The sequence below is a fragment of the Chryseobacterium ginsenosidimutans genome (assembly GCF_039536845.1).
GTDB lineage: Bacteria > Bacteroidota > Bacteroidia > Flavobacteriales > Weeksellaceae > Chryseobacterium > Chryseobacterium ginsenosidimutans_B.
In genome coordinates, this window is sequence record NZ_BAAAZJ010000008.1 from 163,720 (window position 1) to 176,119 (window position 12,400).

At 32.9% G+C, this 12,400-nt stretch carries 15 protein-coding genes; all 15 read left to right on the forward strand.

Features of this window, described 5'->3' with window-relative positions; all coding sequences use genetic code 11:
* The first annotated feature begins 72 nt into the window (after positions 1–72).
* Entirely contained in the window at positions 73–2,244 is a 2,172-nt protein-coding gene (locus tag ABD745_RS09125; protein ID WP_344828338.1) for a TonB-dependent receptor domain-containing protein, read from the forward strand.
* A gap of 614 nt (positions 2,245–2,858) precedes the next feature.
* On the forward strand, positions 2,859–3,773 hold the full coding sequence (locus ABD745_RS09130) for a dimethylarginine dimethylaminohydrolase family protein (RefSeq protein ID WP_344828341.1): 915 nt from the start codon (positions 2,859–2,861) through the stop codon (positions 3,771–3,773).
* Between the two features lie 95 nt (positions 3,774–3,868).
* Positions 3,869–4,033, forward strand: coding sequence for a four helix bundle protein (locus ABD745_RS09135; protein WP_344828344.1), 165 nt, complete (start codon positions 3,869–3,871; stop codon positions 4,031–4,033).
* Between the two features lie 38 nt (positions 4,034–4,071).
* On the forward strand, positions 4,072–4,266 hold the full coding sequence (locus tag ABD745_RS09140; RefSeq protein WP_344828827.1) for a four helix bundle protein: 195 nt from the start codon (positions 4,072–4,074) through the stop codon (positions 4,264–4,266).
* 94 nt (positions 4,267–4,360) lie between these two features.
* On the forward strand, positions 4,361–5,284 hold the full coding sequence (gene ctlX / locus ABD745_RS09145) for a citrulline utilization hydrolase CtlX (RefSeq protein WP_344828347.1): 924 nt from the start codon (positions 4,361–4,363) through the stop codon (positions 5,282–5,284).
* Positions 5,285–5,308: 24 nt separating this feature from the next.
* Positions 5,309–5,668: an S-adenosylmethionine decarboxylase family protein gene (locus tag ABD745_RS09150; protein WP_344828350.1), complete on the forward strand. Its 360-nt coding sequence runs from the start codon at positions 5,309–5,311 to the stop codon at positions 5,666–5,668.
* 2 nt (positions 5,669–5,670) lie between these two features.
* Positions 5,671–7,143, forward strand: a complete 1,473-nt coding sequence (locus tag ABD745_RS09155) for a DUF4178 domain-containing protein (protein WP_344828353.1) — start codon at positions 5,671–5,673, stop codon at positions 7,141–7,143.
* 1 nt (position 7,144) lies between these two features.
* Positions 7,145–7,339 carry a hypothetical protein gene (locus tag ABD745_RS09160; protein ID WP_344828356.1) on the forward strand — a complete coding sequence of 65 codons (195 nt, stop codon included), beginning with the start codon at positions 7,145–7,147 and terminating at the stop codon, positions 7,337–7,339.
* Between the two features lie 11 nt (positions 7,340–7,350).
* Positions 7,351–7,566 carry a DUF350 domain-containing protein gene (locus ABD745_RS09165; RefSeq protein ID WP_344828359.1) on the forward strand — a complete coding sequence of 72 codons (216 nt, stop codon included), beginning with the start codon at positions 7,351–7,353 and terminating at the stop codon, positions 7,564–7,566.
* On the forward strand, positions 7,559–9,073 hold the full coding sequence (locus tag ABD745_RS09170) for a polyamine aminopropyltransferase (RefSeq protein ID WP_344828362.1): 1,515 nt from the start codon (positions 7,559–7,561) through the stop codon (positions 9,071–9,073). The genes ABD745_RS09165 and ABD745_RS09170 overlap by 8 nt, the downstream gene beginning before the upstream one ends.
* A gap of 56 nt (positions 9,074–9,129) precedes the next feature.
* A complete protein-coding gene (locus ABD745_RS09175; protein WP_344828365.1) occupies positions 9,130–9,468 on the forward strand; it encodes a hypothetical protein in 339 nt (112 codons plus the stop codon).
* Complete coding sequence (locus ABD745_RS09180; protein ID WP_344828368.1) at positions 9,452–9,628, forward strand: hypothetical protein; 177 nt, start codon at positions 9,452–9,454, stop codon at positions 9,626–9,628. The genes ABD745_RS09175 and ABD745_RS09180 overlap by 17 nt, the downstream gene beginning before the upstream one ends.
* Positions 9,625–9,750 (forward strand): hypothetical protein, encoded by a 126-nt coding sequence (locus ABD745_RS09185; RefSeq protein ID WP_344828371.1) that lies wholly within the window; start codon positions 9,625–9,627, stop codon positions 9,748–9,750. Before ABD745_RS09180 ends, ABD745_RS09185 begins: the two co-directional genes overlap by 4 nt.
* A 10-nt stretch (positions 9,751–9,760) precedes the next feature.
* A complete protein-coding gene (locus tag ABD745_RS09190; protein ID WP_344828373.1) occupies positions 9,761–11,353 on the forward strand; it encodes an NAD(P)/FAD-dependent oxidoreductase in 1,593 nt (530 codons plus the stop codon).
* The gene (locus ABD745_RS09195) at positions 11,350–12,375 is read left to right on the forward strand and encodes a hypothetical protein (RefSeq protein WP_344828376.1); all 1,026 of its coding nucleotides are present in this window, start codon (positions 11,350–11,352) and stop codon (positions 12,373–12,375) included. Before ABD745_RS09190 ends, ABD745_RS09195 begins: the two co-directional genes overlap by 4 nt.
* The last annotated feature ends 25 nt before the right edge of the window (positions 12,376–12,400 follow it).

The window sequence follows — 12,400 nt, forward strand, 5'->3', positions numbered from 1 at the left end:
TTCGGAATTTAAACTTCAAAACCTAATTTTCATCGATGCCCAATACTTTTGGTTTCATAAAATTTAAAGTTTATGAACGCCAAATTATGGATTTTTATCTTGATGCTATTCTTATCATTTTTTACAAAGTCTCAGGAAATTCTCAATGCTAAAGTTTCCGATTCTATAAAACAAAAAGATTCGGTTGCAACGATTTCAGAGGTTATTATTCAATCTTCTCGCAGAGATTTAAAACTCAATCAGGGAAATATTGTGGTGAATGTTTCCGGTAATAAAGATTTTAAAACATCAACAAATATTCTTGAGGTTTTAAGAAAAACTCCGGGTGTGACGGTAGATTCGGAAGATGGGATTTTTGTTGGAGGAAGAACGAGTCCTGCCATTTTTATCAATGGAAAACCTGTTGTAATGAGCAATCAGGAGCTGCAGTCTTATCTGAGATCCCTGTCGCCGGAAATGGTAGAATCTCTTGAAGTCAATACAAATCCTTCTTCAAAATATGATGCCGAATTCAAAGGAATTATTGATATTAAATTAAAGAAAAACACCAATATCGGCTGGATAGGAAACTATATTGGAAACACCAGTATCAATAAATTTAATTATAAAGAGAATAGCCTAAACCTTTCTTACAACACGGAAAAGATAAGCTATAATTTACAGTTAGGTTATAATAACGGTATCACAACATATCGTTATAATGCACTGCAGCGTTTAGCAAATACGAATGTGATGAGAACGCAAACCTACCAAAAAGATGATACAGAAATTTATACTGTTCAAATGGGAATCGATTATAGATTAAATGATAAAAATAGGTTTGGCATCAATGTAAGAGGAAACTTTAGAGACAGTGATCGGATTCGTTTGGGATCATTGTATACCGTAAATAAAGACGAAACGCAGTTGGTTTTTAATACAGAAAGTAAGAACCCGATCAACTATTTTCAAGATAATTATGGAATAACCACAGATTATTCTTTCCAGTACAAAAGCTTTAAGCTGAATTTTTTAGGCAACTATCTTTCGGTTGAAAATAAGCAAAAAGACGATTTTATAAACAGCGATAAGCCGACTTCACAGCCTTTATCCTATTGGAAATCTGATCTGCTCAACAAGATTAGTATTTATACAGGACAAGTTGATATTTCCCAGAAAATAGGAGGTGCTACTTTCGAGACGGGTGTAAAATTGAGTGATACTCAAACGAATAATATGATTAGATATGATACGTTGTCGGTAGATAAACAATTCATTTTTGATCCGACAAGAAGTAATCAATTTTCATATGAAGAAAAAATATTTGCAGGATATTTGGTGTACAGTCAGAAATTTAATAAACTTCAGATTAATGCAGGATTGAGATTTGAAAATACTCAAAGTTTTTCTAATGCGGTAACCGTAGATTCTGTGGTCTCAAGGAATTATCTGAAATGGCTGCCATCTTTCAGTGCAAGTTATGCCTTCAACAAATCCAGTGAGCTCTCATTTTCTTACAGCAGAAAAATTACAAGACCGGTTTTTTCACAGCTTAACCCATTCAGGTTTTATTACAGCCCGCTAAATTATTGGATCGGAAATCCTTATCTGCAACCCTCTTTTACCAATCAGATAAAAGCAACCTATCGATATAAAAATTGGGTGACCGCTTTTACCATTGGGAAAGAAACCGATGTGATGACACGATATCCTATTTACAATTCTGAAACAAATGTGCTGGAATTTTTAGGAACCAACCTGCCTTATCGAAATTTTGCCAGTGTAGAAACAAGTTTTCCTGTGAAAATAACGAAATGGTGGAACATAAATACTCAGATCGCAGGATATTATAATCACGAATTCAGACCGTATCTGGATGAAGTTTTTGCATTGAAAATTTATAACTACGAGATGAAGTTAAATCAGGTTTTTTCTTTATCTAAAGGCTATACAATTAATCTTTTTGCTAATTACGAATCAAAAACAGGAAATAGTTTATATATAATTAAGCCAAGATATACCATTGATGTTTCGGTTCAAAAAGCATGGTTTGATAATAAGCTGAATACGAAAATAAGCTTTAACAATATTTTTGATTCTTACGAACAGCGTATGGAATTTAGGCATAAACAAATTATGGATACCCGATTTACGCATTGGTGGGATACTCAAAAGTTGATATTGTCTTTAAGCTACAATTTTGGAAACTCGAAATATCAGGCAAAAAATATACAAAAAACGGATGAAGAAAACAGAGCCAGATAAATACAGGTCGAATATTTATCTCTTTGTATGTTAGCAATGATTAAAAAGAAGAAAAATCATGACGCAAAACTTCAGATTAATTTTTTTAATTGAACTTGTTTACACTTTTATTTTTACCACAAAGAGACAAAAGATTAACACATTAGATATCTTAAGTTCATTATTAAACCACAAATAAGAACATATTAGTTTTTAAAAATCTTTGATTTTTGCCCTTTTATAAACTTTTGTTTTCTCAATAAGTAAAATTTTAAAAGACCAATAATATCTTTTGTCTCTTTTGCGGTTAAGTTTATTTGTTTAAACAGCAGTGTTATTATTTTATGAAAGATAAAAGAGGTTCTATATTTTATTTGAACCTTAAAGGGAAAAAAGGGAGAGTAAATATTGAATAATTTTTAGATATTGTTAAAGAATAAAGAATAGATTCATAAATAAATATCTGGAAAATGATTTTAAATCAAAAGTAAATACGTGTTATTTGAGAAACGGCAAGTGTAAAAACTGGATTTTAAATAATTTTTAGTATAAAACTCGGCTTTGATTTATAAAACATTTGAAAAGTTTCCCAGATACAGACCTTTACTTATATTTGTAGCATTGCATAAATCTTTATGAAACTAAATATAAAAAACGAAACGGGGAGGCTGAAATCTGTAGTTTTAGGTCAACCCAATTCAATGGGAGGAATTCCGACACTGGAAGAAAGCTATGACGCAAAATCGTATTATTCGATTGAAAATAATATTTATCCTGTAGAAGCGGATATTATCAATGAAATGAATGCTTTTGAAGCAGTTTTAAAGAAATATGATGTTGAAGTTCTTCGTCCAAGCATTATCAAAGATTATAATCAGGTTTTTGCGAGAGATGTGGCTTTTGTGATTGATGATAAGATGATTATTTCCAATGTAATTGCAGATAGAGCTGATGAGCAGGAAGCTTACAAAAAAGTTTTCGAGAAAGTAGCCTGGAGAAAAATTATTAATCTTCCGGAAACGGCTCACATTGAAGGTGGTGACGTCATTGTCTGGAATGATTTTTTATTTATCGGAACTTGTTTCAGTGAAGATTACAGAAGCTATAAAACAGCAAGAACCAACGAATATGCCATCGAAATTCTCAAAGAATATTTTCCCAAAAAGAGAATTATCGACCTGGAATTAAAGAAAAATGATAAGATTCCATACGAAGGAATTTTACATTTGGATTGTACTTTCAATCCGATCGGGAAAGATAAATGCATTATTTACAAAGATGGTTTTGTAGACGAAAGTGATTACCGTTTAATTATTGATATTTTCGGAGAAGAAAACTGCTTCCATGTGACCGCCGAAGAAATGTTCGAAATGTGTCCGAATATTTTCTCTATTTCTCCCGAAATTGTAGTTTCTGACAAAGCTTTCACAAGAATGAATAATCACCTGAGAAATGAATGGGGAATGACCGTTGAAGAAATTCCTTACAGAGAAATCTCAAAAATGGGAGGATTGTTGAGATGTTCTACAATGCCGCTTGTTAGAGAGTGAGAGTGTCGGAGAGTAGTAGAGTTTTAGTGTTGGGGAGTTAAAGATTTTAGGAGTGAGGTATTGATATTTTTTCTATTTTAGTTAAAAATACAAATATGTCAATTATTAAATTTCATCAGGATTTGAAAGTTTATCAAAAGTCTTTTGAAACGGCAATGATGATTTTTGAACTTTCAAAATCTTTTCCAAAAGAAGAACTTTATTCTTTGACAAATCAAATCAAATCAGAAGATCATCATGATCTACCTCTGCAAACATAAGTGGAGCTTGGGGGAAAAGAAAATATGAAAAATCCTTTATAGCAAAGCTTACAGATTCGGAGGGCGAAGCAAGAGAAACGCAGACTTGGCTTCAATTTGCTTTAGCCTGTAACTATATAAATAAAGAACAGTTTAGTAATTTAAACAATCAGTATAATCAAATAATCGGGATGTTGGTTAATATGATGAGTCAATCCAAAAGTTGGTGTACATTTTCTTTAACAAATCAATAGAGAATAAATTTACACTAAAACACTAAAACACTAAAACACTAAAACACTAAAACACTAAAACACTAAAACCCAACACCCCTCAAACCCAATAAACATGCAGACAACAGATACCGTATTAATGATAGAGCCGATTGCATTCGGTTTCAACGAAGAAACAGCAAAAAATAACTATTTTCAGGTGGAGCAGAAAGGCTTTGATATTCAGTTTAAAGCTTTGACAGAATTTAAAGCTTTTGTTGAAAAATTAAGAAGCAAAGGAATTAATGTTATCACTATTAAAGATACATTAGATCCTCATACACCGGATTCTATTTTCCCGAATAACTGGGTAAGTTTCCACAATGATGGAAAAGTGGTTTTATATCCGATGTTTGCTTCCAACAGAAGAGTGGAAAGAAGAGAAGATATTATTGAAACGATCAAAGATCAGGGATTTGATGTTGCTGAGATTGATGATTGGTCACTTGCTGAAATTCAGGGGCATTTTCTGGAAGGAACAGGAAGTATGATTTTCGATCACGATAATAGAATTGCTTACGGTTCGGTTTCTTTGAGATTGGATGAAAATTTATTCAGAAAATTCTGTGAGAAGTACGATTTTACGCCTGTGGTTTTTCATTCATTTCAGACAGTAGGTTCGGAAAGACTTCCGATTTATCACACCAATGTCATGATGTGTGTTGCAGATAAATTCGTTGTGATCTGCTTAGATTGTATCGATAATGAACTGGAAAGAAGCAAAGTTATCGAAGCCATTAAAAATTCAGGAAAAGAAATCATTGAAATTTCCGAAGAACAAATGCAGCAATTTGCAGGAAATATGCTTCAGGTTCAAAATAAAGAAGGTGAAAAATTTCTGGTAATGAGCGAAACAGCTTATAAATCTTTAAACGAAAACCAGGTTTCAGCAATTGAAAAATACTGCGAGATCATTTATTCGGATTTAAATACAATTGAGGTAAATGGCGGAGGAAGTGCACGTTGTATGCTTGCCGAAGTTTTCTTGCCAAAAAAATAATATATTTGCTTAAAATATAATTAATTGGAATCATCAACCAGTAAAGGTTTACATATTCTTCTGACTTTGGAAACGGAGTCAGAAGCTTTGTTATTAGACAGTGAGGGTTTTTTGGCATTTACAAAAAGTATTCTTGAAAAAAAGGATGTGGAAATTGTAGGAATTACGAACCACGTTTTTGAAAATCAGAGTTTTACTTCAGCGGTTTGTCTTAAAGAATCTCACCTGTGCATTCACACCTGGCCGGAATTTCGACAGCTTACTTTTGATATTTTTCTGTGTAATTATTTGCAGGACAATACGGAGAAAGTTGAAAAAATTGCTGATGAGGTCGTGGAATATTTTAAAGCTAAAATCATTCAGAAACACAAAATTTACAGATAAAAATGCATTACACTTGTCCCTTGTGTAAGACTGAGAATAAGATTGATGCAGATTTTCAGATCACGGAATATATTTGCCGATCATGTTCGAATCTTATTGATATTACTAAAAATACATCTACAAAAGTTGTAAAGAAACCGATTGAAAATGTTGTTCTGGAGATAGGGCAAAAAGGAATTATTGATGAGGTAGAATATACGGTAACAGGAATTGTCATCAGAAAATACGGAACAAATATCTTTTGGAGAGAATATTACTTAAAAGATAAAAAAGGTGAAGAAGCTTTCTTAAGTGAAAGCGACGGGCACTGGGTTTTCCTGCATTCAATCAATGCGATGGATGTCAAAAAAAAGCTGAACGGAAAAGCAGCAGAACTGCATGGGAGAAATTACCGTTGGTATGAAACTTCAGAATGTTATATTCACGCTGCAGCCGGTTTTTTTGAAGATCGATTGGATTTCGGATTGGCAACTTACAGAGAGTACGTTAATGCCACTCAGATGATTTCTCAGGAACAGTCGAAAGGATCAAATGAGTATTTTTTCGGCAGACATATTTCAAAATATAAGGTAAAAAAGGCGTTCAATATTCAAAATCTCCCAAATTACTCAGGAATCGGAATTGTACAGCCATTTTATTTTAATTTCAGACAAGTTCTGAATATTATGGCTGTTGCTGCTTTAATGATTTGTCTGGTTCAGTTATATGTTGTCACGTCAAGAACTAATAAATCTGTATTTGAACAGGAAATCAACTTCGCAGATGTAAGAGACAAGGAAATGGTAAGTAAAAGTTTCGAGTTATCGGGCGGTTCTGCACCTTTGAAGGTTGAGGTTTCTTCTAATGTAGATAATTCCTGGGCAAATGTAGGATTAAGTCTGGTGAATGAAAATACAAACGAAATTGCTTACACCTCGAAAGATATTGAAGAATATCACGGTTATGAAGACGGAGAAAACTGGAGTGAAGGAAGTAAAAACTCAGAATTTAATTTTTGTGGTGTCGCTCCGGGAAAATATCACTTTTTAATTTCCGCTGAAAAGCAGGAAGCAGCACAGACTTCTGTATCATCAAACTATGCTTCTCCGGATGGAAGTTTGTCTTTATCGAGAGATACGTACGGAACAATTAGTGTGACCAATAACAGCACAATGGAAACGGCTGCTTTCGGAGATTCAAAAGTGATCAGAAAAGATTCGGTAAGCGCGCTTGCACAATTGGTTTGCCAGACTTTAGGAAAAGCTGATATCGATTCTTTACTGAATGCAAATGTTTCGCCCGGAAGTACAGCGCCTACAAGCTATGACAATAAATCTGTTAAAATTAAAGCCGAATGGCTTCCGGTTTCCTTCTGGAATTTCGCTATTGTGATGATTTTATTAATTGTATTTGTAGTAGCATGTTATTTCGGAAGAAAAATTTTTGAAACGAGTAAATGGTCAAACAGTTCAAATTCACCTTATCCGCAATCATAATATGAATATTATAAATTACATAAAAGAAAACTGGCTGTTGTGTCTCATCGGAGTTTTTTTTCTGGGCTGGTTCACTTATCTTACCTATAACGGAAACCAGTTTTGTGACTGCGAAAAAACAGAAACTTACCGCGACGGAACTACAAGGAGACATCACTCTTCTGGAGTCGGCTATTACAGATATTATCACAAATAAAAATATAAATTATGGATCAGATAAATTTTTTACCCATCATCAATTCGGTGATTTATTCTTTTTTAGGAATTGCTATTTTGTTGCTTTGTTATGTTGTTATTGAAAAAATAACACCGGAAAAAACATGGCATGAGATCGCTCAGAATAAAAACACGGCTTTAGCTATTATTTTCGGAGCTTTTATCATTGGTATTTCAATTATTATAAGCGCAGCAATTCATGGATAAGAAGAGGATTCCTCTTGAGCTGTTATTAATGTTTTCGGTGTTCGTTATTGCGACTTGCGGACTGATTTACGAATTGGTCGCTGGAGCTTTGGCAAGCTATCTTTTAGGAGATTCTGTGAAACAGTTTTCTTTCATTATTGGTGTTTACCTTTTTTCGATGGGAGTTGGTTCTTATTTCTCAAAATTCATCAAAGGAAATCTGATCGATAAGTTCGTAGAAATCGAAATTCTAGTAGGAATTATCGGAGGAATCAGTTCGGTAGTGTTGTTTATTTTGTTTAATACTTTGGCACATTTTGAGGCTGTTTTATATCTTTTTGTCTTTTTTACAGGATGTCTGGTCGGTGTGGAAATTCCTTTGTTGATGAACATTTTAAAGGACAGAGTTCAGTTTAAAGATTTGGTTTCAAATGTCTTTGCATTTGATTATATCGGAGCTTTATTAGCTTCCATTTTATTTCCACTGGTCTTAATTCCTCAGTTGGGAATCGTAAAAACACCTTTGTTTTTTGGATTGATTAATATTTCAATCGCCATATTTTTATGTTTCTATCTTAAAAAAGAACTTTCAAAACCGATTTCACTAAGAATAAAATCAATCGGTGCATTTATATTTCTGCTGACTCTTTTTATTTTTTCAGATAAAATTTTATCTTATTCTGAAGAGAAATTATACGGTGAAAATGTAGTTTATACCAAAAGTTCGCCTTATCAGAGAATCGTTTTAACAAGAAACAGCCGCGAATTCAGATTATATTTAAACAACAATTTACAGTTTTCATCTACAGACGAATATCGCTATCATGAAGCATTGGTTCATCCCGCGATGTCGATGGCAAAAAATATTGAGGATGTATTAATTCTAGGAGGTGGCGACGGTTTTGCTGTTCGTGAAGTCTTAAAATATAAAGACGTAAAAAATATTACTCTGGTAGATTTGGATGGAGAAATGACTAATTTTTTCAAAACCAATGAAACGATGCGTCAGCTTAATCAAAGTTCTTTGTCCAACCCAAAATTGAAAATCATCAACAAAGATGCTTACATCTGGGTAAAGGAAAACAAGCAAAAATTCGGTGTTATCATTATCGATTTTCCCGATCCATCCAATTACAGTTTAGGAAAATTATATTCCCTGCAGTTTTACAAAGAGTTGGAAAAATTGACAACTTTAGATACAAAAATTGTTGTTCAGACGACTTCACCCTATTTTGCGCCGAAATCTTTCTGGTGTATTGAAAAAACAATCAATCAGATATTTCCGTTTACTTCGGCATACCATACTTATGTTCCGTCTTTCGGGGAATGGGGTTTTTCGATGGCTTCTTTTGAACCGATTAATAATAAGATTTACAGAAAGATTCCCAATTTAAAGTTCTATGATTACAATTTTTCGCAACTGTCGTATTTTACTAAAGATATGAAGACGAAAGATATCGAAGTCAACCGATTGGATAACCAAATTTTAGTACGTTATTTCGATGAAGAGTGGGGGAAAGTACAATAATGGTATAAATAATTTATTATATTTGTATCATAAAATGAGACTTAAAGTATAAGATTATGATAGCTGAAATTGAAAAATATATAGAGATCCAAAATAATATAGATCAGATTCTGAAAGAGTCGCCTTTCAAAATTGCTTATATCATTGAGAAAACAGGAATCAAAAAACCTACGTTTTTTAAGAAAATGAAAGAGAAAAGATTTACTCCCGAGGAGTTATTGTCTATTGCTAAAGTTATGGAGCCTGTTTACAGAAATGAAACTCATGAAGAAATTTTAGAATCACTGAAAAAATCCGAAGAAGATTTCAAAATGGGAAGAACAATTTCTCATGAAGAAGTGATGAGGCAAGCTCGAGCAAGATTAGAACAGCGCAAGAATGAGAATAGAATATAGTAGTCTTTCCAGAAAAGATTTTGAGAATCTTCAGGATTATCTTTTCGATAATTGGGGAGTTCTTGTCTTGGAAAACTTTTTGGATAAATATGAACAAGCTATTCAAATTTTACTATTGAAAAATGTGTATTTTGAAAAATATAGAGATACAGGTTTATGAAATATTTGGTAACGAAGCATAACTATATTATTTATGATTATCAGGATGACATATTAAGAATTCACCGTGTCATCAACAACTTCCAGAATCCCGATGACAATTACGAAAGTATTTCAAAATAATAATTAAATCTTGCCAAATTCTGCAACTCAATTTTCCCGAAAAGATTTCCTGAAAACCATATTTCTAGGCAGTCTGATGCTTCCTTTTCTACAATATTGCAGTAAGAAAGGCAAATCATTATTGCTTAAAATCACGGGAACCAATCATATTCTCGGGCATAAACTCTGGGCTAAAGATTTTCCAAAACATACGGAAGAAATCCAGACAAAATATCTTATTGTCGGTGGTGGGATTTCAGGGCTTTCTGCGTGCAGATTCTTCAATCAAAATAATGAAAATAATTATCTGTTATTAGAAATGGAAAATCATTTAGGAGGAAATTCATCAAACGGACAAAATCAGTTTTCAAAATTTCCTTTGGGTGCGCATTATTTGCCGTTACCGAATAAAGAAAATATTGAAATTATTGAATTTTTAAAAGAATGCAAAATTTATCAAGGTGATGATGAAAGGGGCGATCCGATTTTAGATGAATATCAAATGACTTTCCCTCAACAGGAACGATTATTTTTCAAAAATTCGTGGCAAAACGATATTGTTCCGCAAAAAGGAATTTCCGCAGAAACTCAAAAAGAAATGGATCGGTTTTTTAAAATGATGGATCATTTCCGGGATAAAAAAGATAATCTGGGGAAATATTTCTTTGCGATTCCAGTAGATGATTCTAGTCGGGAAGATGAGGTTTTACAATTGGAGAAAATTATTTTTAAAGATTGGCTTCATCAAAAAGATTTTAAATCAGAAGAATTGTTTTGGTTACTCGATTATTCCTGTCGCGACGATTACGGCTTGGGAATTAACTATGTTTCAGCCTGGGCAGGAATTCATTATTTTGCAGGAAGAAAAAACAACTGGAGCAAAAAATATAAAGATCAGGTTTTCACCTGGCCGGAAGGAAATGCAAGACTGGCAAAGCATTTTTCAAAATATACAGAAGGAAAATCTTTACCGAATCATTTAGTTTTCGATGTTCAATTGAAGGAAAATGTTGAGGTTTTAAGTTTTGATAATATTCAGAAAAAGACAAAAAAAATCATTGCTGAAAAAGTTCTTTTTGCAACGCCACAGTTTGTCAACGAAAGAATTTTTAATCATAAAAGAGCTGAAAATTTTAATTATGTTCCGTGGCTTTTAACGACGATTACTTTGAAAAACGAATTCGGAGGTGATGAAGAACTGGCTTGGGATAATGTAATTTACGGGTCGGATGGTTTGGGTTATATTTACGATCAGCATCAAAATGTAGATCAGATTTTAGGAGAAAAAGTGATTACTTACTACAGAAGTTTTTCAACGGATGACTGTAAAAAGGCAAGAAAAAAATTATATGCTTTAAAAGAAGATCAGCTTAAAAATTTGGTGTTGGATGATTTAAAAAAAGCACATCCTTTGATCGAAGATTTTATCATTGAAATGCAGTTTCACAAGATCGGTCATGCCATGATTGCGCCTGTTCCGAATCAGATTTTTGGAGAAAAAACTCAAGAGACAAAACAAGCCATCGACGGAAAAATTTTCTTCGCTCATTCTGATTTATCAGGAATTTCAATTTTTGAAGAAGCCTTTTATCAGGGATTAAGAACGGCAAAAAAAATGCTATGAAGCAATCTTGGATACATAATGCAAAAACAGACGGCTGGTTTATTTTATCACCACCTTTTTTGATTTTACTGATCATTTTTCTTTTTCAGAAACAGATTCAGGGGCTTGAAAATCACTACTCTTTTTACACATGGCTTTTTCTGATCGTTTTTGTGGATGTTGCACATGTATATTCTACTTTATTTAAAACTTATTTTGTTAAAGAAGAAGTTCGGAAAAGAAAACTGTTGTATTATGGAATTCCGGCTTTGAGCTGGGTTTTGGGATTGTTTTTGTACCAATTCGGAAGCCTGACGTTTTGGTCAGTTCTGGCTTTGGTCGCGGTATTTCATTTTATCAGACAGCAATATGGTTTCATGAGAATTTATGCGCGTTTCGAACCCAATAACCGGAGCAAAAGAATCGATGAGATTGCGGTTTATTCTGCGACGGTTTTCCCTATGTTATACTGGTTTAAAACGCCGAGAGCTTTCACATGGTTTGTTGAAAATGAATTTAATTGGTTTAAAAACCTACCGGATTATACGAATCTCATTACAGTTCTATATGTCTTGATTTTATCAGTTTGGATTGTTAAAACTATTTTTGAAATTTTTAAAACCAAACAATTCAATATTCCTAAAATAGCTTTAATTACAGGAACTTACCTTTCTTGGTACTTTGGAATTGTCTACTTTAATAATGATTTGGTTTTCACTTTTCTCAATGTTATTTCTCATGGAATTCCTTACGTTGCTTTGATCTATATTCGGGAAATTAAACAGAAAGAAACAACGCAGCGTACTATATTTTCAGTTTTTCAATCTACTTTCGGAATATTTCTATTTATTGGGGTAATTGTTGGTTTTGCTTTTTTTGAGGAATTTTTATGGGAAATTCTGGTTTGGAACGAACATTTTTCATTGAATTTGAATGTTTCATTAAATTGGTTCCAATTTTTAGTTCCTTTGTTGGTGGTTCCGCAGCTTACTCATTACTTATTGGATGGTTTTATTTGGAGAAAACCGAAAAAAGTTGATTAATTTTGTTTTATAAGTTAAAAAATAT